The organism is Bordetella genomosp. 12 (assembly GCF_002261355.1).
Classification (GTDB): domain Bacteria; phylum Pseudomonadota; class Gammaproteobacteria; order Burkholderiales; family Burkholderiaceae_B; genus Bordetella.
The window spans coordinates 192,298-214,172 of the sequence record NZ_NEVU01000001.1; the positions used below are offsets into that span (position 1 = coordinate 192,298).

Consider the following 21,875-nt stretch of genomic DNA (forward strand, 5'->3'; position numbering starts at 1 on the left):
AATCCGTATCAATTGCCAAACATCAGGGCAGTCAGGAGAAAGTCCAGGCCCAGCACGGCCAGCGAGCCCACCACCACGGTACGGGTGGTGGCGCGCGCCACGCCTTCCGGCGTGGGGCGGGCCTGCCAGCCTTCATACAGCGCCACCAGGGTCACGGTGACGCCAAAAACAAGGCTCTTGATGACGCCGTTGGCGACATCGTTCCAGACGTCGACGCCGTCTTGCATCTGCGACCAGAACGCGCCGGTGTCCACGCCGATCAAGACTACGCCGACCACCCAGCCGCCGAGGATCCCCACCATGGAGAAGACGGCGGCCAGAATGGGCATGGCGATCACGCCGCCCCAGAAGCGCGGCACCAGCACCCGGCGCATGGGGTCGACCGCCATGACTTCCATGGCGGCCAGTTGCTCTCCGGCCTTCATGAGGCCGATCTCGGCGGTCAGCGAGGTGCCGGCACGGCCGGCAAACAGCAGCGCGGTCACCACCGGGCCGAGTTCGCGCACCAGCGACAGCGCCACCAGCAGGCCGAGCGCCTCTTCGGAGCCATAGCGGTTCAGGGTGTAGTACCCCTGCAGGCCCAGGACGAAGCCGACGAACATGCCCGACACGGCGATGATCAGCAGCGAATAATTGCCGATGAAGTGAATCTGCTGGGAGACCAGGCGCGGGCGCTTGAGCGCGATGCCCGAGCGGGCCAGGATGGCGCCGAAGAAGCGGGTGAAATAACCCACGCCGCGGATGGTGTTGCCGACCCCGGCGCCGATGGCGGAGATGAAACGGGCGCTCATGATTTGCGTCCTTGCTGTTGCCCCAGCCACGTCTGGAAAGCAGGCGTTTCCGGATAGCGGAAGGCGACCGGGCCGTCGGGGGCGCCGTCCAGGAACTGCCGCACATAGGGATCTTGCGAGTCGCTGAGGGTCTGCGGCGTGCCGTAGGCCTTCATCTGGCCCTGCCCCACCAGGTAGACCCGGTCGGCGATGGCGAAGGATTCCTGGATGTCGTGGGTGATCAGGACCGAGGCGCAATGCAGCCGGTCGGAAAGATGCCGGATCAGCCGCGCGGTGATGCCCATGGAGATGGGATCCAGCCCCGCGAAGGGCTCGTCGTAGAGGATGAGTTCGGGTTCCAGGACCACGGCGCGGGCCAGGGCCACGCGGCGCGCCATGCCGCCGGAGATCTCGGCCACGCGCAGATGCGCGGCGGCCCGCAGGCCGACGGCATCGAGCTTATCGAGGACTTTCTCGAGGATTTCTGCCTCGTTGCAGCGCGTGTGTTCGCGCAGCGGGAAGGCGACGTTCTCGTAGACGTTCAGGTCGGTGAACAGCGCGCCTTGCTGAAACAGCACGCCCATGCGCTTGCGCAGGCCTTGCAGCTGCGGGGGGCTGGCCGTGGCGACGTCCTGGCCAAAGGCCAGCACCTGGCCGCGCTGGGCCACGATCTGGCCGGTGGCCGCGCGCAGCAGCGTGGTCTTGCCCGAGCCCGACCCGCCCATGATGGCGACGACTTCGCCGGCGCTGACTTCCAGCGTGATGCCGGACAGCACGGTGAAGTCGCCATATCCCAGCGCCACGTCCTTGCAGGACAGTACGAGATCCGAGCTGTTGCGAGTGGAAACGGGCATGGGCAGCGGGTGGTGGGCTGAACGGACCGGGATAAACCCGGGCGCGTGCGCGGTTGGCAAAGGGGGCATTGTAGCCCGAGCCCCCTGCGCATCGCGAGGGCGGCTCACCGGTGGAACAGTGTTTTCCGCCAACCCGGGGGTCGGCCCGGCCGGCGCTATACCGGCCGTGGGCGGAAAGCCTTACTGCAGCGTGATGTTACCGGCCTTGATCACCTTGGCCCATTTGGCGGTTTCGTCGCGGATGAAGGCGCCGAATTCCTCGGGGGTGCCGCCGCCGGCCTGGCTGCCGGTGTCGGAGATGGCTTTCTGCACCTCCGGATCCTTGAGAATGCGGTTGAACTCGGTGTTCAGGCGGGCAATGATGGGCGCCGGGGTGCCGGCCGGGGCGACGATGCCTTGCCAGTTATAGGATTCGAATCCCGGCACACCGGATTCGGCCATGGTGGGCACGTCCGGCAGCACTTCCAGGCGCTTGGCCGAGGTCACGGCGATGGGATGGATCTTTTTGCCCTGGATGGCCGGTAACGCGGAGTAGCCCATTTCGAACATCATCGTGATGTGGCCGCCCATCAGGTCGGTCGCCGCCAGGCTGCCGCCCTTGTAAGGCACATGGACGATGTCGATGCCGGCCTGTTCGCGGAACATTTCGCCCGACAGATGATGGGCCCCGCCCACGCCCGACGAGCCGAAGGTCAGCTTGCCGGGGGATTTCTTGGCCAGCGCGATGAGTTCGCCCAGGGTCTTGACCGGCACGTCGTTGTTGACGCTGAGCACCAGCGGGCTGTTCTCGATCAGGATCACCGGGGCCAGGTCCTTGTCGACCTGATAAGGCACATCCGGCATGAGCGACGGGTTGACCGACAGCGGCGCCAGGTTGCCCGTGCCGATGGTGTAACCGTCGGGCGCTGCCTTGGCGATGAGATTGGTGCCGATGACGCCGCCGGCGCCGGCCTTGTTCTCCACCACGACGGACTGCTTGAGCGCTTCGCCCAACTTGCGCGCCAGGATGCGCACGCGCGTGTCGGCAAAGCCGCCCGGCGCGTACGGCACGATCAGGGTGATGGGCTTGGCATTGGGCCAGTTGCCCGTATCCTGGGCGTGGGCAGCGCTGGCGGTGGCTGCGATCAGGCCGGCGGCCAGCAAGGGGCGAAAGAAACGCATGCGCGGAACTCCTCTCTGTTATTTGAGTTAGGTCCGCGCATTATGCGCTGCCCGCCCGGCAAAGTCAGAAGCGGTAGCCCACGCCGACCGTCACGACCCAGGGGTCGATGCGGGCGGTGCCGACGCGTTCGCCATTGAGTTTGACCTTGGACGAAATGTCCACATAGCGCAGATCGGCGTTGAAGAACCAGCGTTCGCTCAGCTTGACGTCCATACCGATCTGGCCGGCCACGCCCCAGGAGTCTTTGAGCTTGAGATCCGACCCGGCCAGGGCGCCACGGGCTTTGGTGTCAAAGAAATGGGTGTAGTTCAGGCCGACGCCGACATAGGGCTGGACCGTGCTGTCGGGCAGGAAGTGCCATTGCAGGCTCAGGGTCGGGGGCAATTGCTTGGTGCTGCCGATCTTGCCCAGGCCGCTGCCGTTGATATCGTGCTGGAAGGGCCAGGCGCCGAGCAGTTCGATGCCCACATTGCGGGTGGCCATGTAGGTGACCGTGAAGGAGGGACGGACGTTGTTGTCGACATCCAGGCCCACGCTGCCATTGAGCACGCTGCCGTTATTGGACTTGGGGCGCACTTGCGTGACGCCGACCTTGAACAGCCAGTCGCCTTCTTCGTGAGCCAGCGCGGGGGCGGACAGGGCGGCGCCACAGAGTGTGGCCAGGACAATAGCGCGACCGCGCCTGAAAACCGAATGCATTTCCTCTCTCCAGAGATGTCTTAAGGGGTAGGCATACAGGTTCGCAGAGCGGCGGGCGGCCGGTCTTGACCTGGGTCAAACCCGGGGAGAGTCTTGCGGCAAGTGTGTAGATCGCGCCACAACCGGCCCGCCGTTTACGGGGTCGGAGTACAAAAAAGCCGGCCTGCGCTGTGCGCGGGCCGGCTTTTCGGGCGCGTTGGCGCTTAGCGCGGCAGTTCGGAGCTGCCCATCAGGAAGGCATCGACCGAGCGGGCGCACTGGCGGCCTTCGCGAATGGCCCAGACCACCAGCGACTGGCCGCGGCGCATATCGCCGGCGGCGAAGACCTTGGGGACGTTGGTCTGGTAGTCGTCGGTGTTGGCGCGCACATTGCCGCGCGCATCGCGGTCCACGCCAAAGGCCTCGAGCACGCTTTGCACTGGCGAGACAAAACCCATGGCCAGCAGCACCAGATCGGCCTTGATCTCGAACTCCGAGCCTTCGATCTCGCGCATCTTCATCTGGCCGGTGGCTTCGTCCTTGATCCACTCGACGCGGGCGCCGACCAGTTTTTCGAGCTTGCCATTGGCGCCCTTGAAGGCCTTGGTCGTCACCGACCAGTCGCGCTGGCAGCCTTCCTCATGCGAGGACGAGGTGCGCAGCTTGAGCGGCCAGTAAGGCCAGACCATGGCGCGGTTTTCCTGCTCGGGCGGCTGGGGCAGCAGTTCGAACTGCGTGACCGACAGCGCGCCGTGGCGGTTGCTCGTGCCCACGCAATCGGAACCGGTGTCGCCACCGCCGATGACGACCACGTGCTTGCCGCGGGCCAGGGTCTGGTTGCTCAGGCGGTCGCCGGCCACGGCCTTGTTCTGCTGGCGCAGGAAGTCCATGGCGTAGTAGACGCCGTCCAGTTCGCGGCCAGGCGCCGGCAGATCACGCGGAAACTCCGAGCCGCCGCTCATGACCACGGCGTCGAATTCGTCCATCAGCGATTGCGGGCTGCGCACGCTCAGGCCGTCGGCCGCCGGATCGGTCGCATCGCCGATGAAGGTCGAGGGCGCGAACTCCACGCCTTCGGCTTCCATCTGCACGACGCGGCGGTCGATCTGCGATTTTTCGAGCTTGAAGTCAGGAATGCCGTAGCGCAGCAGGCCGCCGATGCGGTCGCTCTTTTCGAAGACGGTCACCGCATGGCCGGCGCGGGCCAGTTGCTGCGCGCAGGCCAGGCCGGCGGGGCCGGAACCCACGACGGCGACCCGCTTGCCGGTCTTGCGCGTCGGCAGCTTGGGGGCGACCCAGCCTTCGGCCCAACCCTTGTCGATGATGGCGTGCTCGATGGACTTGATGCCGACAGCGTCGCTGTTGATGTTCAAGGTACAGGCAGCCTCGCAGGGCGCCGGGCAGATGCGGCCGGTGAACTCCGGGAAGTTGTTGGTCGAGTGCAGCACGTCGAGCGCCGCACGCCAATCCTGGTGGTAGACCAGGTCGTTCCAGTCCGGAATGATGTTGTTGACCGGGCAGCCGTTGTTGCAGAACGGAATGCCGCAGTCCATGCAGCGGGCCGCCTGCTGCTTGGCCTGGTCATCGCTCAGGTGCAGCACGAACTCGCGCCAGTTCTTCAGACGCTTTTGCGGAGCTTCCGACGCCTCTTGCAGGCGTTGATACTCCATGAAACCAGTGATCTTTCCCATGTCGGTCCTCAGGCAGCCATTTGTTGCGGGTTGGCTGCACGCCACATTTCACCCAGGGCGCGGCGGTATTCCGTCGGCATGACTTTGACGAACTTGCTGCGCGAGCTTTCCCAGTCGCCCAGGATTTCGCGGGCGCGGTAGCTGCCGGTGTAGCGGAAGTGGTCTTCCACCAGCCGGCGCAGAATGGTTTCGTCGGTCTCGCGCTCGCCGCCGCGTTGTGCGCTATGCCAGATCTCGATATTGCCCAGGGCCTGCTGCTCGGTGTGCGGGGTGACCGCTTCGAGCTCGACCATGGACAGATTGCAGCGGTGCTTGAAGCTGCCGTCCGGATCCCAGACGTAGGCCACGCCACCGGACATGCCGGCAGCGAAGTTGCGTCCGGTTTCGCCCAGCACGATGACCGTGCCGCCGGTCATGTATTCGCAGCCGTGGTCACCCGTGCCTTCGACGACAGTGGCCGCGCCCGAGTTGCGCACCGCGAAACGTTCGCCGGCCACGCCGTTGAAGAAGGCCTCGCCGGCCAGCGCGCCGTACATGACGGTGTTGCCGGCAATGATGTGATCCGGGCCGAAACCGCGGAAATCGTTCGGCGAGCGCACGATGATGCGGCCGCCGGACAGGCCTTTGCCGACATAGTCGTTGCCTTCGCCGACCAGGTCCATGGTGATGCCATGGGCGAGGAAGGCGCCGAAGCTCTGGCCCGCCGTACCGTTGCACTGGATATGAATGGTGTCGTCGGGCAGGCCTTCATGGCCATAGCGCGCCGCCACCGCGCCGGAGAGCATGGCGCCGATCGTGCGGTTGCGGTTGCGCACCGGCACGATGAAGGACACCTTCTCGCCGCGCTCGAGGGCCGGACGGGCCCGTTCGATCAACTGGTGATCCAGCGCGCCGGCCAGGCCATGATCCTGCTCTTCGATGTGGCGCACGGCGATGTCCGAGGTCACACGGTGGAACACGCGCTGGAAGTCCAGGCCGCGCGCTTTCCAGTGCTCGATGCCGGTGCGCATGTCCAGCAGGTCGGTGCGGCCGATCAGGTCCTCGAACTTGCGGATGCCCAGTTGGGCCATGATTTCACGCACTTCTTCGGCCACGAAGAAGAAGTAGTTCACCACGTGCTCGGGCTTGCCCTGGAATTTCTTGCGCAGTTCGGGATCCTGCGTGGCCACGCCCACCGGGCAGGTGTTCAGGTGGCACTTGCGCATCATGATGCAGCCTTCGACGACCAGCGGCGCGGTGGCGAAGCCAAACTCATCGGCGCCCAGCAGCGCGCCGATGATGACGTCGCGGCCGGTCTTCATCTGGCCGTCGGCCTGCACGCGGATACGGCTGCGCAGACGGTTGAGCACCAGCGTCTGCTGGGTTTCGGCCAGGCCGAGTTCCCAGGGCGTGCCGACGTGCTTGATGGACGACACCGGCGAGGCGCCCGTGCCGCCGTCGTGACCGGCGATCACGACGTGGTCGGCCTTGGCCTTGGCCACGCCGGCGGCCACCGTGCCCACGCCGACTTCGGAGACGAGCTTGACCGAGATCGAGGCGCGCGGGTTGACGTTCTTCAGGTCGTGGATCAGCTGGGCCAGATCCTCGATCGAATAGATGTCATGGTGCGGCGGCGGCGAAATCAGGCCCACGCCAGGCACGGAGTAGCGCAGCTTGGCGATGTACTCCGAGACCTTGTGGCCGGGCAGCTGACCGCCCTCACCGGGCTTGGCGCCCTGGGCCATCTTGATCTGGATCTGGTCGGCGCTGGACAGGTACTCCGCCGAGACGCCGAAGCGGCCCGAAGCGACCTGTTTGATGCGCGAACGCAGTGAGTCGCCTTTTTTGAGCGGCACATCGGCTTCGATGCGGTCGCTGCCGAGCAAGGAGGCCAGCGTGTCGCCGTCCTTGATGGTGCTCTTGCCCTTGCGCATTTCGGCGCGGTAGCGCAGTTCGTCCTCACCGCCCTCGCCCGTATTGGACTTGCCGCCGATGCGGTTCATGGCCACGGCCAGGACCGAGTGCGCTTCGGTCGAAATGGAACCCAGCGACATGGCGCCCGTGGCAAAGCGGCGCACGATGTCCTTGGCCGGTTCGACTTCGTCCAGCGGAATGGCGCGGGTCGGGTCGACGCGGAACTCGAACAGACCGCGCAGCGTCATGTGGCGCCGGCTCTGGTCGTTGATGATCTGCGCGTACTCTTTGTAGGTGCGGTAGTTGTTCGAGCGCGAAGCGTGCTGCAGCTTGGCGATCGAATCCGGCGTCCACATGTGTTCTTCGCCACGGATGCGGAAGGCGTATTCGCCGCCGGCGTCCAGGGCGTTCTCGAGCACGGGGTCGGCGCTGAAGGCGGCGCGGTGCATGCGCAGCGCTTCCTCGGCCACCTGGAAAATGCCGATGCCTTCGATGTTGGAGGCCGTGCCGGTGAAGTACTTCTCGACCAGCTCGCGTTGCAGGCCCACCGCTTCGAAGATCTGCGCGCCGCAATAGGACATGAAGGTCGAGATGCCCATTTTGGACATGACCTTGTTCAGGCCCTTGCCGACGGCCTTGATGTAGTTCTTGACGGCCTTCTCGGGGCTGCTCATGCGGCCCAGCGATTCCAGCGCCAGATAGGGGTGCACGGCTTCGGCGCCGTAACCGCCCAGCAGCGCGAAATGGTGCACTTCACGCGCCGAGCCGGTCTCGACGACCAGGCCGGTGTTGGTGCGCAGGCCGGCGCGGATCAGGTGCTGGTGCACCGCCGAGGTGGCCAGCAGGGCCGGAATGGCGACGCGCTCGCTGTCGATCAGGCGATCGGAGACGATGAGGATGTTGTAGCCGCTTTGCACCGCGTCCACGGCGCGGGCGCACAGCGCGGCCACGCGGGCTTCGATGCCCTCCGAGCCCCAGGCGGCCGGATAGGTGATATCCAGCTCGTAGCTGCGGAATTTCTTGCCCGTGACCTGATCGATGTCGCGGATCTGCGCCATGGCGGCGAAGTCCAGCACCGGTTGCGAGACTTCCAGGCGCAGCGGCGGGTTGACGTTGTTGATATCCAGCAGGTTGGGCTTGGGCCCGATGAAGGACACCAGCGACATGACCATCTGCTCGCGGATCGGGTCGATCGGCGGGTTGGTCACTTGCGCGAACAACTGGCGGAAATAGTTGTAGAAAGGCTTGGCGCGGTTCGACAGCACGGCCAGCGGCGCATCGTTGCCCATGGAGCCGATGACTTCTTCACCGGTGCTGGCCATGGGTTCGAGGATGAACTTGTAGTCTTCCTGCGTCCAGCCGAACGCTTGCTGGCGATCCAGCAGCGGCACCGAGGTCTGCGTGGCCGGCGAGTTCGAGCGCGGCGCGGGCAGCGATTCCAGTTTGATCTGCAGGCGCTCGATCCACTGGCGGTAGGGGCGGCTGTTGGCCAGCTGGGACTTGATCTCGCTGTCGTCGATGATGCGGCCCTGTTCCAGGTCGATCAGGAACATCTTGCCGGGCTGCAGACGCCATTTCTTGACGATGCGGTTTTCGGGGATGGACAGCGTGCCGGCTTCCGAGGCCATGATGACCATATCGTCATCGGTGACCAGGTAGCGCGCCGGGCGCAGGCCATTGCGGTCCAGGGTGGCGCCGATCTGGCGGCCGTCGGTGAAGGCCACAGCGGCCGGACCGTCCCAGGGCTCCATCATGGCCGCGTGGTATTCGTAGAAAGCGCGGCGGCTCTGGTCCATCTGCGTGTGCTGCTCCCAGGCTTCCGGGATCATCATCATCATCGCGTGGGACAGCGAGTAGCCGGAATTGACCAGCAGCTCCAGGCAGTTGTCGAACGTAGCAGTATCCGACTGGCCTTCGTAGACAATGGGATAGAGCTTTTTCAGATCCTCGCCCAGCACCGCCGACTGCATCATGCCTTCGCGGGCGCGCAGCCAGTTGAAGTTGCCCTTGACCGTGTTGATTTCGCCGTTGTGGGCGATCATGCGGTAGGGGTGGGCCAGCGGCCAGGCCGGGAAGGTATTGGTCGAGAAGCGTTGGTGCACCAGCGCCAGGGCCGAGACGGTGCGCGGATCAGCCAGGTCACGGTAGTAGCGCCCCACCTGGTCGGCCAGCAGCAGGCCCTTGTAGACCACGGTGCGCACTGAGGCCGACGGCACGAAGTATTCCTTGCCATGCGCCAGGCGCATGTTCTGGATGGCGTGGCTGGCGGTCTTGCGGATGACGTAGAGCTTGCGTTCCAGGGCATCGGGCACCATCACGTCGGCGCCGCGGCCGATGAACAGCTGGCGGATGACCGGTTCGCAATCGCGCACGGCCGGCGACATGGGCATGTCACGGTCGACCGGCACGTCGCGCCAGCCCAGCACGATCTGGCCCTCGGCGCGCACCGAGCGCTCCAGTTCCTGTTCACAGGCCAGGCGCGAAGCGGTTTCTTTGGGCAGGAACACCATGGCCACGCCGTACTCGCCGGGCGGCGGCAGGGTCACGCCCTGTTGCGCCATTTCGTCGCGGTACAGCGTATCGGGGATCTGGATCAGAATGCCCGCGCCGTCGCCCATCAGCTTGTCGGCGCCGACAGCGCCGCGATGGTCGAGGTTTTCGAGGATCTTCAGGCCCTGCAGGATGATCGCGTGGCTTTTGCGGCCCTTGATGTGCGCGACAAAGCCGACGCCGCAGGCGTCATGCTCATTGAGGGGGCTGTACAGACCCTGGGCGGCAGGCAGACCGATGCGCGAGGCATCGATCGCGACGGCCGCGACGGGACGACAGGATTCGTTTTGGGGGGTATGGGACATAACGCGCTCCGCAGTGGCCTGCGTCATCAATGTTGCAGTGCAGGGTGAAGTTACCTCCTGCAAGAAGCCAGTGCAAGCTGTATTTTGATGTTATGTCCCTAAATATATCCCGACTAATTTAGTTTGGTGTTAAAAAGGGACAAAACAAAAGTCGTTATCTATCAGTGTTTTACAAATCGTCCTGCTTATGCGTCACCGATTAGCGGCAGGAAAATGCCAAAAACCGTCACTATATGTCCCTGATTAAATAGCCACACTCAGGACGCGAAACGGGGCGGAAAAGCGCAACATCGTGCGCCCTTGGCGCGAGGCAGGGAGGCGCTCCGGCTCGCCGGGCGAGCCCCGGCGCGGCAGGCGCAAGGGCCGAAAAGGCTTCACCCGGCGCAGGGCCGGGTGAAGATTAGTTGCTGACGCCGTTGCTGCCAGGCAGGCCGCCTGGCGCGGGGGGGGTGTCGGCGGGGTCGATGGGCGGGGCGGCGGGCTTTTTGCGCGGCCGTCCGCGTTGCCCGGGGGCCACGCGGCGGCTGGCCGTGTGGGTCAGGCTGGCGATGAACTCCTGCCCGCCCAGTGCCCACTGGCCCGAAACGGCCTGCTCGATGCGCTGCGTCTGTTCGCGCGACAGGCCGTCATGCAGCAGCTTGCGGTAATTGGCCTGGCGGTCAAAGGGGGTGTTGCCGCAGGACCAGTAGTCTGCGTGATCGGATTGCCATTGCGCCGCGGCCACGCTGGAGTTGCCCGTATGGCTGGCTGCCGAAGACCATGGCCAGGTGTCGGCCTCGACGGAGGAGCCGCTGCGCACCGGGTAGGTTTCCAGCCAGACCAGCGAGGGCAGCACCCAGACGCCTGGCTCCAGCAGCGCGGAGCGATAGCGGCCGGCGAATACCCGGCCGCCGCGCAGCCGGGCGGCAAGATTGCGGCCCAGGGTCTGCATCAGGCGCGGCAAGCCTTCTTCATCGGCCGGCGTGGCCAGCAAGAGGATGCGGTCATTGGCCAGGACCCAGCCATGCACCGCCACTTTGTGGCGATGCGCGGACTCGCCTAACCAACCGGCCAGCTGATTGAGGATATCCGAGGGCGCAGGCTGCGAAGGCGAGGCCAGCGACTGGACAAAGTTGGCCTGCACCAATTGGGGCAGCCCTGGAGCATACAGACGGGGCAGACGGGCCATATCAGGTCTCGCGGTGGCGCAAGCACGTTAGGGATCGATACCCTATATAAATAGTGCCACCAACGCCTGCGGTCAAGCCCGCGATTTCGGTTCCGGGGGCACGCGACTGGTCAGGTTAACATCTGGAACTGTTTTTCAGTACCCGCAGATACACCTAGGAGCCTCGCATGAAGACCAAAGCCGCCATCGCCTGGAAGGCCGGTGCCCCGTTGACCGTCGAAGAAGTCGATCTGGACGGCCCGCGCGCCGGCGAGGTGCTTATCGAAGTCAAGGCCACCGGCATCTGTCACACCGACTATTACACCCTCTCGGGCGCGGACCCGGAAGGCATCTTTCCCGCCATCCTGGGCCATGAAGGCGCCGGCGTGGTGGTCGATGTCGGCCCCGGCGTGACCTCGCTGCGCAAGGGCGACCATGTCATTCCGCTCTATACGCCCGAATGCCGCCAGTGCAAATTCTGCCTGTCGCGCAAAACCAATCTGTGCCAGGCCATCCGCAGCACGCAGGGCAAGGGCCTGATGCCCGATGGCAGCTCGCGTTTTTCCATCGACGGCAAGCCCATCTTCCATTACATGGGCACGTCCACCTTCGCCAATCACATCGTGGTGCCGGAGATCGCCGTGGCCAAGGTGCGCGAGGACGCGCCCTTTGACAAGATCTGCTACATCGGTTGCGGCGTGACCACCGGGATCGGTGCGGTGGTCTACACGGCCAAGGTCGAAGCCGGCGCCAATGTGGTGGTGTTCGGTCTGGGCGGCATCGGGCTGAACGTCATCCAGGGCGCCAAGATGGTGGGCGCGGACAAGATCATCGGGGTGGACCTGAACCCCGAGCGCGAAGCCATGGCGCGCAAGTTCGGCATGACCCACTTCGTCAATCCCAACGATGTCGAAAATGTGGTCGACCACATCGTCCAGCTCACCGATGGCGGCGCGGATTACTCGTTTGAGTGCATCGGCAATACCAAGGTGATGCGTCAGGCGCTGGAGTGCTGCCACAAGGGCTGGGGCCAGTCCATCATCATCGGCGTGGCCGAGGCGGGCGCCGAAATCAGCACCCGCCCGTTCCAGCTGGTGACCGGACGCGAGTGGAAGGGCTCGGCCTTTGGCGGCGCGCGCGGCCGCACCGATGTTCCCAAGATCGTCGACTGGTACATGGAAGGCAAGATCAACATCGACGATCTGATCACGCACACCTTGCCGCTGGATCGCATCAACGAGGGCTTTGATCTGATGAAGCGCGGCGAGTCCATCCGTTCGGTCGTGCTGTACTGACGGGCGCGCCATGGAACTGCTCTCTGAACACCGGGCTTTTGGCGGCCGCCAGCGCTTCTACCGCCATGACTCCACCGCGATCGGTCTGCCCATGCGGTTTTCGGTCTTTCTGCCGCAACAGGCCGAAAGCGGCCGCGTGCCGGTGCTGTTCTATCTGGCCGGGCTGACCTGCACCGAAGAGACGTTCATGATCAAGGCCGGCGCGCAGCGCCTGGCCGCCGAGCATGGCGTCATGCTGGTCAGTTGCGACACCAGTCCGCGTGGCGCGGGGGTGCCCGGAGAGACCGACCAATGGGATTTCGGCGCGGGCGCGGGGTTTTATCTGGATGCGCGCACGGCGCCGTATGCGCCGCACTACCGCATGGAAACCTACGTGGCGGCAGAGCTGTTCGATCTGGCGACCCGGGATCTGCCCGGCGATGCGGCGCGCGCGGGCCTGTTCGGCCATTCCATGGGCGGCCATGGCGCGCTGACCCTGGCGCTGCGGCATCCGGGGCGCTGGGCCAGCGTCTCGGCGTTCGCGCCGATCGCCGCGCCCACGCGCTGCCCCTGGGGCAAGAAAGCCTTCGCCGGTTATCTGGGCGAAGACACGGCGCTGTGGGCGCAGCACGACGCCAGCGAGTTGATGCGCGGCCTGAGCAATCCCTATCCCCAGGGCATCCTGATCGATCAGGGCCTGTCGGATCAATTCCTGGCCGAGCAGCTGTATCCCGAGGCGTTCGAGGCCGCCTGCCAGCAGGCCGGGCAGCCGCTGACCTTGCGCCGCCACGAAGGATACGACCATGGCTATTACTTCATCTCGACCTTCATGGCGGATCACATCCGGTTTCACGTCGAGCGCTTGCGTTAAGGCTTGCCGGGCAGGCCGCTTTTATACTTTCGCGACCCCTGACCGGAGCGCTCGTCCTTGACTGATCTGCTGACGCCTTTCGTATGGATCGCCCTGGTGGCGATCGTCGTGTTCCTGCTCGGCCTGGGCATGTTGCTGGGCCGCGGCGGCGCGCGCGACGACATGGGCCGCAAGACCTTCCGGCTGCGGCCCGTGCGGCGCCTGTTCGGGCTGCTTTTGGCGGGGCTGGCCTGCGTCTCGGTCCTGCTGGCCTTGTCGCTGCTGCAGTTCTTCCGCCTGACGACCGATCAGCCCGTGGCCGACATCGAGGTCACCCGCCAGGGCGACAATCAATATCGGGTGGCGGCGCAGGCCGAGGGTCTGGGCACGCGCGACTACACCCTTTACGGCGATGAATGGCAGATCGATGCCAAGGTCGTGCGCTGGCGCCTGCCCGCGCTGGTGACGGGGGCGCCGCCGCTCTACCGCCTGGAGCGCTTGTCGGGCCGCTATCGGGATGTGCAGCGCGAGCAAAGCGGCACGCGCTCGGTCCACGCGCTGGACGATTGGCCCGTGCCCGACATCAGCGCCGTCAAGGCCTGGTTCCCGGGCTGGCTGCCCTTTGTCGATGTCACCTACGGTAGCGCAGCCTATATGCCGTTGTTCGATGGCGCGCGCTATCAGGTGCTGTTCGATCCGCGCGGGGCGCTGTTTATCCGCCCTGCCGATGCGGCCACCGAGCAAGGGCTGAAAGCGCGCGGCTGGTAGCCGGCCGGCGCTCGGTCCAATTCCGGCGCCGCGCCTGCCATGCCGCCGGCCGGCCTTTCTATACTCGGACGCTCTCTGCCCGTTGAGGAGCGACCATGCCGAACTGCCATCCTTCCCGTGTCATCCGCCGCGGCATCGCCGCGGTCTGCGCCGTGCTGGGCCTGGGCGCCAGCGCGCAAGCCCACAATGCCCTGGTGACCTTCGACAGCGCGCGCGATGTCGCGCAGACGGTCGCGCACCTGCGCGAGGGCCTGATCGAGCAGGGGATGACCCTCTTCGCCGAGATCGACCATGCCGCCGCGGCCCGGACCGCCGGCCTGTCCATGCCGCCGACCCGGGTCCTCATCTTCGGCAATCCCAGGGCGGGCACGCCGTTGATGCTGGCCGCGCCCGATGTGGCGCTGGATTTGCCGCTGCGCGTGCTGGTGCGCGAGCGCGCCGGCCGCGTCGAGGTCTTGATGCACACGGTGGCCGATCTGGGCCTGCCGGCGCACTTGCAGGAGCGGCTGGCGCCGGTCATCGATCTGGTCGGCAAGCGCGTGGCCCAAAAATAACGGGGGCGGACCGCTCTGCCATCTCCTGAAACCGGAACTTTGCTGCAGCGCGGGAGTCGAATTAGCACTCAAAGATTTGGAGTGCTAACATCAAGCTAATGCCCGTTTTCCCCTCGTTCCATGGAGGCCGCACTATGAATTCTGCCAGTCCCTCGTTGGCCACCTCGGGCAACGCCTTGGCCTTGGCGGTTGCCAATCCAGGTGCGTTGGGCACGATCGATGCCTATATTTCGACGGTCAACCGTCTGCCTGTCCTGAGCCTCGAGCAAGAGTCCTCGCTGGCCCGGCGCCTGCGCGATGGCGATGACCTCGAAGCCGCCCGTGAGCTGGTGCTGTCGCATCTGCGCCTGGTGGTATCGGTCGCTCGTCAGTACCTGGGTTACGGATTGCCGCATGCCGACCTCATCCAGGAAGGCAATGTCGGCCTGATGAAGGCCGTCAAACGTTTCGACCCCGAGCGCGGTGTGCGCCTGGTCTCGTTTGCCGTGCACTGGATCAAGGCCGAAATCCACGAATACATCATCCGCAACTGGCGCCTGGTCAAGGTGGCGACCACTAAGGCCCAGCGCAAGCTGTTCTTCAACCTGCGCAGCATGCGTCCGGATGGCCAGACGCTCGATACCGAGCAGGTCGACCGCATCGCCCGCGAGCTCAATGTCCGCCGCGAGGATGTCAGCGAGATGGAGGTCCGCCTGTCGGGCCGTGACCTGTCGCTGGAAAACCAGGACGATGACGACGACAGCTTTGCGCCGATCGCCTATTTGTCCGATGAGTGCCGGGAAGAGCCGACCCGGGTCCTGGAGCGCAAAGCGCGCGATGATCTGCAGGGCAAGGGCTTGTCCGATGCCATCATGGCCTTGGATGCGCGCTCGCGCCGGATCGTCCAGGCCCGTTGGCTGCAGGACGATGGCGGTGCCACGCTGCACGAACTGGCCGCCGAGTTCGGCGTGTCGGCCGAGCGTATCCGCCAGATCGAAGCGGCGGCGCTAAAGAAAATGCGGGGCACGCTGGCCGCGGCCTGAGTCCGGCCTCGCTGTTCGGCGCCATGCCTGCCCACGGGGCAGGCATTGTTTTTTCTGGCCAGGGTATTGGTGGACAGATGCGGATACGACACCGATTGATACAAAATTGGGGGCAATCGGGGCGTGCAGCCCGAAACTTATGGCGCCGGGCCTGGACTAATCCTCTTAGACCGCAATCTTGGTTTGTGTTGCAGTCTTGTCGTCCGTCTCGGCTTCTCCTCTTTCCCCTCCCCTATGAGACGGACGGTTTACGGGGCACCTACGCATATGGGTGCCCCGTTTTTTATTTTGCGGCCCACACGGGCGTGGCCCGAAGGCGCGCGGCTCAGGCCGCGATGTCGGCGGGCGCGGCGTCGCCGCGCAGCGCGGCCCAGGTGCCCGCATCCAGGCGGGACACCCCCGTGGCGATCGACCCATCCGCATAGAGCTTGAGCCAGCGGTAGCCCGGCGCCTGCGGATCGATGGCGTGGCGGCCCTCGTCGAGCGTGAACTGAAAACACGTCGAGGGCGCGCCCAGCATGCGCAGGTGGTGATGCCGGCAGTCGAAGGCCTGGTGGATATGGCCCCAGAGCGCGACGCGAGCCTGAGGGTGGTCCGACAGCCGCGCAAATACCGCCGCGGCGTTGTCCACCATCAGCGCATCGTGCGCCGCGCCCTCGACACGCGCCAGGTTATGGTGCAGCGCAACGAGCACATGGCGCGATTGCGCCTCGCGCAGCGCGTGTTCCAGAAAGTCGAATTGCGCCGGGCCGATATGGCCGAAATCCTGCCCGGGCACGGTGGAGTCCAGCAGGATGACCCGCCAGCCGGGCAAGTCATGGACAGGCTGCGACCAGGCGGCCAATTGGCGGCGCAGTTCCGGCGCCGAATCATGATTGCCCGGCAGGCAGCGGATGGGATGGTCGGCATCCTGTAAATGCTGGCGCAGCCGCTGGTAGGCCGCCGCGCTGCCGTCTTGAGCCAGGTCGCCGGTCAGCAGCATGAGGTCGGGACGCGCCTGTTCGCGCCGCGCGAGGTCGAGCACGGCGCGCAGGCAGGCGTCGGTGTTGACGCCATGCAGGCGCGCTTGCGGGTCGTACATCAGGTGCGAGTCGGTCAATTGCAGCAGCAAGGCCGGCGCATCCTGGCGGCGCGCTTCAAGCTGGTCGTGGGCCAAAGGCCGCTCCCGGTATCGGAAAGCGCCACGTTAGCGAAAAATCCCGTGGCCCGCATGTTTTCGCTGCGCGGCAGGCGTAACCAAGTGTGGGTGCGGCCGGCGCGCCCGTATCGGGCAGGCGGGAAAAAGACGCTATCCTTGGGCCTTGTTGTCTTGCGCCATCGCGCCTTCCCATGGATATCGGATTTCTCGTTTTCGGGCTTGCCGGGCTGTTGACCCTGGTCTGCTTCATGCCGCCCCTGGCCGGGCGCCTGGGCCTGCCCTATTCCGTGCTGCTGGCCATCGTCGGTTGTCTGCTGGGCATCGGCATCCATCTGCATGGTTGGGCGCCGCCGGTCCTGGGCGATCTGCTGGACACGATCGAGCGTTTCGAGATCTCTTCCGAAACCTTCCTCATGGTGTTTTTGCCGGTGCTGTTGTTCGAGACGGCGCTGTCGATGAACGTGCGGCGGCTGATGAACGACATCGGCCCCATCCTGATGATGGCCATCGTGGCCGTGGTGGTGTGCACGCTGGTGGTGGGGGTGGCCGTCAGCGCCGTGTCTTCTTATGGCTTGCTGGTGTGTCTGTTGCTGGGCGCTATCGTCGCCACGACCGACCCGGCCGCGGTGGTGGGGATCTTCCGCGAGGTGGGCGCGCCCAAGCGGCTGACCACGCTGGTCGAAGGCGAGAGCCTGTTCAATGACGCGGCCTCCATCGCGCTGTACTCGGTGCTGCTGGCCGCGCTGGGCGGTTCGGGCGAAATCTCGGCCGGCGCCGTGTTCAATGATTTCATCATCCACTTCCTGGGCGGCGGGCTGGCCGGTTGGTTGATGGGTCGTGCGGCCTGCTCGCTGTTTGCCTGGTTGCGCGGCTACCCCACGGCCGAGATCACGCTCACCCTCACCCTGGCCTATCTGTCCTTCTTCATCTCCGAGCATTACTTGAATGTCTCCGGCGTGGTGGCGACGGTGGTGGCCGGCCTGGTGGTCGGTTCGACGGGGCGCACGCGTATGTCGCCCACGACCTTCGAATACCTGTCCAATTTCTGGGAGCAGTTCGGCTTCTGGGCCAACTCGCTCATTTTCGTGTTTGCCGCCATGCTGATCCCCAAGCTGATGGCGGCGGCCGATTGGCAGGAGCTGTTGCTGGTGGTGGTGGTGTTCGTGGCCACGCTGGTGGCGCGCGCCATCGTGGTCTTCGGGCTGCTGCCGCTGTTGCAGATCTTCAAGATCGGCGCCGAGGTCAGCAACCCCTACAAGAGCGTCATGCTCTGGGGGGGCTTGCGCGGCGCGGTCTCGCTGGCGCTGGCGCTGGCTGTGACCGAACAGACCACCGTGCCGGAGGAGGCGCGCCAGTTCGTGGCGGTGGCGACCACCGGTTTCGTGCTGGCCACCTTGTTCATCAACGGTATCAGTCTGCGGCCCTTGATCCGCATGTTGGGCTTGAATCAGCTCTCGCCCGTCGAGCGCACCATTCGTAATCAGGCGCTGTCGGTCGCGCTGGAGACGCTGCAGGGCAAGACCGACGAAATCGCCAAGGAAGACCATATCGCGCCCGAGGCGCGCGACCGCATCCACGCCGTATTCGATGCCAGCCTGACGGCGGTGCACGACAGCCAGGTGGGGCGCATGAGCGTGGAGCAGCGCACGGCCGTCGGCCTGGCCATCGTGGCGCGGCACGAAGAAGAAATGTTCTTTGACATTCTCAAAGCGCAGATCGTCGATTGGCGCATGGCCGAAAGTCTGCTGGCCCGCGCCGAACGCCTCGAAGATGCCGTGCGCATGGGCGGCGTCAAGGGCTTCGAACAGGCCATCGTGGCCGATGTGCGGTACTCGCCCGGCTTCCGTCTGGCGTTGCGCGTGCATTATGTGTTTGGCTTTCAGGGCTGGCTGGCCCGGGAGCTCAGCCAGCGCTTCGCCAATCTGCAAACCAAGCGCTCGGTGGCGCAGCGCCTGATGCAGTTTGCGCGTGAGCAGATCGGGCCGCTGCTGGGCGATGATGCCGCGCAGCAAATCGTGGCGGCGCACCAGCGCCGTCTGGATCTGGTGGACAACGCCTTGCAGGCGCTGAATCTGCAGTATCCGAGTTATGCGCTGTGGCTGCAGGAGAGCTATCTGGGGCGCGTCGCCCGCGAACTCGAGCGCATCCGTTACCGCGACATGCTGGAGCAATTCCTGATCAGCGGCGAAGTGTATGCCGATCTGATGGCGCAGTTGAAAACACGCTGGGAGCATATCGATCGCCGCCCGCCCCTGGATATCGAACTGAGCGCGGCCGAGCTGATCAAGCGGGTACCCATTTTCGAAGGGTTGAGCCCGGACTCGTTGCGCGCGATCTGCAAGCTGCTCAAGCCGCGCCTGGCCCTGCCGGACCAACGCATTCTGGCGCATGGCCATCATGGCCAGGAAATGTGTTTTGTGGCGTCCGGCGCCGTGGTCGTGCAACTGCCCGACAACACGACGGTGGAACTGGGCAGCGGCGAATTCTTCGGCGAGCTGGCGCTGATGGGCGACGAGCACATCAATGCCGACGTGCGCTCGCTGGGCTACAGCAAGCTGCTGATGCTCTCGGCCCGTGACCTGCGCGCCGTGCTGGCGCGCGATCCGGATCTGCGCGAGCGCATCGAGAAGGTGGTCAAGCAACGGCTGCGCGCCATCGAGGTCTGGCGCCAGTTTTCCGAAACGGGCCAGGTCTATCCGCCTGGCGTGACGCCGCCGGCCAAGGGCGCGCCGCCGACCGGCGCCGAGGATCCCAAGGGATTGCCGGCGCCAGACTGAGCGCCAGGGCGCGGCCGTTTTATGCTGCGCTGCAGTACTGGATGTCTTCCAGGATGACCAGGGCGGCTTCGAGCGTGAATTCGCCGGCCTCGATGCGGTCGACGGCCTGCGTGGCGTCCAGCGTGGCGATTTCCATGACTTCGCCATCGCGGTTGGCCGGTTGCGTATCGTGGCTGAGTACGCAGGTGCTGCTGAGCAGCGCTTCGACCTGATAGCCCTCGGGCAGCCGCCGCTGCATGCGCAGCACGGTGCGCAAGGGGCTGCGCTGGCGGATCTGCCCGGGCTCCAGGCCCGCCTCTTCAGCGCATTCGCGGACCAGCGCCTGGTCCAGGGACTCCGTGCTGCCGACCAGCCCGCCGACCAGCGTGTCCCACATGCCGGGGTCGGTGGATTTGGACAGCGCGCGCCGCGCGACCCACAGGCGGCCTTCGGGCGTCCAGGCATTCAGGTGCACGGCAAATGTCGGCAGACCCAGCGGCCGCATCGCGGCGCGCTCGATCGCGCCCAGATGCTGCGTGCCGGCCGTGATATCGAGCAGTTCATCGCGCCAGCCGCGCAGGCAGCTGGCGTCGCGCAGGGTTTGCGCTAAGTCGGCCAGCGCCGCGTCCAGCGCCGGGCCCGGGCCCAGCTCGGGCAGCAGCCACAGCGCGTCGTCATCGAGGCGGACCAGGCCGCTGTCGCGCAGCGCGTCGCAGGCGGCCAGCGTGGCCCAGCCGCAGCGCTGCCCGCCGATGTAAACGGGGCGGGCGTGCTCGGGCGGCGGCTGTTGTGCCTTGTCGCGCAAAGCGGCCGACAGATGAGCCAGTCGTTCGGGGTCGGGTAGAGAAGACAGTCGAAGCATGAAGCGGATTTTAGTTCACGGTATAGTCTAGGGACCGGTTGCACCGGGGCCGCGACGGTCTCGGAGGCAAACAGGCGCAGCAAGCCATGTTTATTTGAAGGCTTCATCCGGGCATGGCATTTAAATAGTTGGCAGGCAAGTCTCGCTATCTAGAACTTACACAAGATTTGGCCTGTAGCTATAATTCCGCGGTTTTAGATGTGTTGTGTGTGGGAGCGACAGGGTCTGTTGTCTTTCGCCTGGTTCGTGACTACCGTCTAATAATTGCGCGTTCCCTGCCTTCCGGCGGCCCGTACGGCGTGCGGCGGTATTGGGCCATCCGCGCCATGTTTCGAGGTAAGCATGAAGATGTGGAGAGGGGTGCTGGGAGCAGGTGCGCTACTTGTCGGCAACATGGCTTATGCCCAGGTCCAGGACATGCCGGGCGGCCCACGGGTCAATCAGCTGAATCTGCACGAAGGTGTGACACAGATCTCGCGTGATGCGATGTGGTTGCACTGGATGATGCTCACGATCTGTATTGTGATCTTCATCGGTGTGTTCGGTGTGATGTTCTATTCCATCTGGGCTCACCGCCGGTCGCGCGGCCACAAGGCCGCCACCTTTCATGAGCATCTGGGCGTGGAAGTCGCCTGGACCGTGATCCCCTTCATCATCGTCATCGCCATGGCCTTGCCCGCCACGAAGACCGTGGTCGCCATGAAAGACACTTCCAGTCCGGACATGACCGTCAAGGTCACCGGTTATCAATGGAAGTGGGGCTATGAGTATCTCGACGGCGAAGCCACCGGCGTCAAATTCCTCTCCACCTTGTCCACGCCGCGCGCGCAGATTGAAAATCGCGAGCCCAAGGGCGAGTTCTACCTCATGGAGGTGGATAAGCCCATGGTCGTGCCGGTCAATAAAAAAGTCCGCGTGGTGTTGACCTCCGGCGATGTGATTCACTCCTGGATGGTGCCGGACTTCGGCGTCAAGCAGGACGCCATTCCGGGTTTTCTGCGCGATACCTGGTTTCGTGCCGACAAGGTGGGTGCCTATCGCGGCCAGTGCGCCGAGCTCTGTGGCAAGGATCACGCCTTCATGCCCATCGTGGTGGAGGTCAAGTCGCAGGAAGACTACGACGCCTGGGTGGCCGAGCAGAAAAAGCTCATGGCCGCGCAGGCCGACGATCCGAACAAGGAATGGACCCAGGCCGAGCTGATGGCGCGCGGCGAGCAGACTTTCAATGGCTCCTGTGTGGCCTGTCATCAGGCCAACGGCAAGGGCATTCCCGGCTCTTTCCCGGCCCTGGACGGCGACGCCACCGTGCTCGGGCCCAAGGCCGCGCAGATCAATACCGTGCTCAAGGGCCGGCCCGGCACGGCCATGGCTGCCTTCGGCGGCCAGTTGAACGACGTCGACATCGCGGCAGCCATCACTTACACGCGCAATGCCTGGAGCAACGCAGGCAAGGGTCAGGACCCCGTGGTCCTGCCCAAGGACGTGGCGGCCGCGCGCTAGGCGCGGCCCCTTCGCTGTTTTAAGAAGCTGTTTCCGTAGATACAGATATCGCGCCGGTCCCCATGGACAGGGACCGGCGGATCAGCAGGAAGGAGTCCACC

Annotated in this window: 16 protein-coding genes; 7 read left to right on the forward strand and 9 right to left on the reverse strand. The window is 65.2% G+C overall.

Annotated features, from left to right (window positions below):
* Positions 1–8 precede the first annotated feature (8 nt).
* The 7 genes from mlaE to CAL22_RS00990 all read right to left on the reverse strand — a co-directional run bounded on the left by mlaE (position 9) and on the right by CAL22_RS00990 (position 11,071).
* Entirely contained in the window at positions 9–791 is a 783-nt protein-coding gene (gene mlaE, locus CAL22_RS00960; RefSeq protein ID WP_094809607.1) for a lipid asymmetry maintenance ABC transporter permease subunit MlaE, read from the reverse strand.
* On the reverse strand, positions 788–1,624 hold the full coding sequence (locus CAL22_RS00965; protein WP_094809609.1) for an ABC transporter ATP-binding protein: 837 nt from the start codon (positions 1,622–1,624) through the stop codon (positions 788–790). Before CAL22_RS00965 ends, mlaE begins: the two co-directional genes overlap by 4 nt.
* A gap of 180 nt (positions 1,625–1,804) precedes the next feature.
* Entirely contained in the window at positions 1,805–2,785 is a 981-nt protein-coding gene (locus tag CAL22_RS00970) for a Bug family tripartite tricarboxylate transporter substrate binding protein (protein WP_094809611.1), read from the reverse strand.
* Positions 2,786–2,849: 64 nt separating this feature from the next.
* Positions 2,850–3,485 (reverse strand): OmpW/AlkL family protein, encoded by a 636-nt coding sequence (locus CAL22_RS00975; protein WP_094809613.1) that lies wholly within the window; start codon positions 3,483–3,485, stop codon positions 2,850–2,852.
* Positions 3,486–3,688: 203 nt separating this feature from the next.
* Entirely contained in the window at positions 3,689–5,155 is a 1,467-nt protein-coding gene (locus CAL22_RS00980; protein WP_094809615.1) for a glutamate synthase subunit beta, read from the reverse strand.
* 8 nt (positions 5,156–5,163) lie between these two features.
* Positions 5,164–9,903 (reverse strand): glutamate synthase-related protein, encoded by a 4,740-nt coding sequence (locus tag CAL22_RS00985; RefSeq protein ID WP_094809617.1) that lies wholly within the window; start codon positions 9,901–9,903, stop codon positions 5,164–5,166.
* Between the two features lie 400 nt (positions 9,904–10,303).
* Positions 10,304–11,071, reverse strand: a complete 768-nt coding sequence (locus tag CAL22_RS00990; protein ID WP_094809619.1) for a hypothetical protein — start codon at positions 11,069–11,071, stop codon at positions 10,304–10,306.
* Positions 11,072–11,238: 167 nt separating this feature from the next.
* Here CAL22_RS00990 and CAL22_RS00995 point away from each other — a divergent pair, with 167 nt between their 5' ends.
* The 5 genes from CAL22_RS00995 (at position 11,239) to rpoH (ending at position 15,518) form a co-directional block, all read left to right on the forward strand.
* The gene (locus CAL22_RS00995) at positions 11,239–12,345 is read left to right on the forward strand and encodes an S-(hydroxymethyl)glutathione dehydrogenase/class III alcohol dehydrogenase (protein ID WP_094809621.1); all 1,107 of its coding nucleotides are present in this window, start codon (positions 11,239–11,241) and stop codon (positions 12,343–12,345) included.
* Between the two features lie 10 nt (positions 12,346–12,355).
* Positions 12,356–13,195, forward strand: a complete 840-nt coding sequence (gene fghA / locus CAL22_RS01000; protein ID WP_094809622.1) for an S-formylglutathione hydrolase — start codon at positions 12,356–12,358, stop codon at positions 13,193–13,195.
* A gap of 57 nt (positions 13,196–13,252) precedes the next feature.
* Positions 13,253–13,942 (forward strand): hypothetical protein, encoded by a 690-nt coding sequence (locus CAL22_RS01005; protein WP_094809624.1) that lies wholly within the window; start codon positions 13,253–13,255, stop codon positions 13,940–13,942.
* A gap of 95 nt (positions 13,943–14,037) precedes the next feature.
* Positions 14,038–14,496, forward strand: a complete 459-nt coding sequence (locus tag CAL22_RS01010; RefSeq protein ID WP_094809626.1) for a DUF302 domain-containing protein — start codon at positions 14,038–14,040, stop codon at positions 14,494–14,496.
* A gap of 134 nt (positions 14,497–14,630) precedes the next feature.
* Entirely contained in the window at positions 14,631–15,518 is an 888-nt protein-coding gene (gene rpoH / locus CAL22_RS01015; RefSeq protein ID WP_167383525.1) for an RNA polymerase sigma factor RpoH, read from the forward strand.
* Between the two features lie 325 nt (positions 15,519–15,843).
* Here the strand turns inward: rpoH and CAL22_RS01020 are convergent, their stop codons facing one another.
* Positions 15,844–16,674, reverse strand: coding sequence for a metallophosphoesterase (locus CAL22_RS01020; protein WP_432264281.1), 831 nt, complete (start codon positions 16,672–16,674; stop codon positions 15,844–15,846).
* A gap of 173 nt (positions 16,675–16,847) precedes the next feature.
* Between CAL22_RS01020 and CAL22_RS01025 the strand changes: the two genes are divergently transcribed.
* On the forward strand, positions 16,848–19,433 hold the full coding sequence (locus CAL22_RS01025) for a cation:proton antiporter (protein WP_094809629.1): 2,586 nt from the start codon (positions 16,848–16,850) through the stop codon (positions 19,431–19,433).
* A 19-nt stretch (positions 19,434–19,452) separates the two neighbouring features.
* Here CAL22_RS01025 and CAL22_RS01030 read toward each other — a convergent pair whose 3' ends face one another.
* On the reverse strand, positions 19,453–20,274 hold the full coding sequence (locus CAL22_RS01030) for an NUDIX hydrolase (protein WP_208621835.1): 822 nt from the start codon (positions 20,272–20,274) through the stop codon (positions 19,453–19,455).
* Positions 20,275–20,616: 342 nt separating this feature from the next.
* Here CAL22_RS01030 and coxB point away from each other — a divergent pair, with 342 nt between their 5' ends.
* A complete protein-coding gene (coxB, locus tag CAL22_RS01035) occupies positions 20,617–21,774 on the forward strand; it encodes a cytochrome c oxidase subunit II (protein ID WP_094809631.1) in 1,158 nt (385 codons plus the stop codon).
* The last annotated feature ends 101 nt before the right edge of the window (positions 21,775–21,875 follow it).

Bases quoted from the DNA above. Each gene is read 5' to 3' on its own strand.
- CAL22_RS00970 (WP_094809611.1), bottom strand. From the start codon at position 2,785: ATGCGTTTCTTTCGCCCCTTGCTGGCCGCCGGCCTGATCGCAGCCACC.
- fghA (WP_094809622.1), top strand. From the start codon at position 12,356: ATGGAACTGCTCTCTGAACACCGGGCTTTTGGCGGCCGCCAGCGCTTC.
- CAL22_RS00995 (WP_094809621.1), top strand. From the start codon at position 11,239: ATGAAGACCAAAGCCGCCATCGCCTGGAAGGCCGGTGCCCCGTTGACC.
- CAL22_RS00980 (WP_094809615.1), bottom strand. From the start codon at position 5,155: ATGGGAAAGATCACTGGTTTCATGGAGTATCAACGCCTGCAAGAGGCG.
- CAL22_RS00990 (WP_094809619.1), bottom strand. From the start codon at position 11,071: ATGGCCCGTCTGCCCCGTCTGTATGCTCCAGGGCTGCCCCAATTGGTG.
- CAL22_RS00975 (WP_094809613.1), bottom strand. From the start codon at position 3,485: ATGCATTCGGTTTTCAGGCGCGGTCGCGCTATTGTCCTGGCCACACTC.
- CAL22_RS00965 (WP_094809609.1), bottom strand. From the start codon at position 1,624: ATGCCCGTTTCCACTCGCAACAGCTCGGATCTCGTACTGTCCTGCAAG.
- coxB (WP_094809631.1), top strand. From the start codon at position 20,617: ATGAAGATGTGGAGAGGGGTGCTGGGAGCAGGTGCGCTACTTGTCGGC.
- CAL22_RS01025 (WP_094809629.1), top strand. From the start codon at position 16,848: ATGGATATCGGATTTCTCGTTTTCGGGCTTGCCGGGCTGTTGACCCTG.
- rpoH (WP_167383525.1), top strand. From the start codon at position 14,631: ATGAATTCTGCCAGTCCCTCGTTGGCCACCTCGGGCAACGCCTTGGCC.
- CAL22_RS01010 (WP_094809626.1), top strand. From the start codon at position 14,038: ATGCCGAACTGCCATCCTTCCCGTGTCATCCGCCGCGGCATCGCCGCG.
- CAL22_RS00985 (WP_094809617.1), bottom strand. From the start codon at position 9,903: ATGTCCCATACCCCCCAAAACGAATCCTGTCGTCCCGTCGCGGCCGTC.
- mlaE (WP_094809607.1), bottom strand. From the start codon at position 791: ATGAGCGCCCGTTTCATCTCCGCCATCGGCGCCGGGGTCGGCAACACC.
- CAL22_RS01030 (WP_208621835.1), bottom strand. From the start codon at position 20,274: ATGCTTCGACTGTCTTCTCTACCCGACCCCGAACGACTGGCTCATCTG.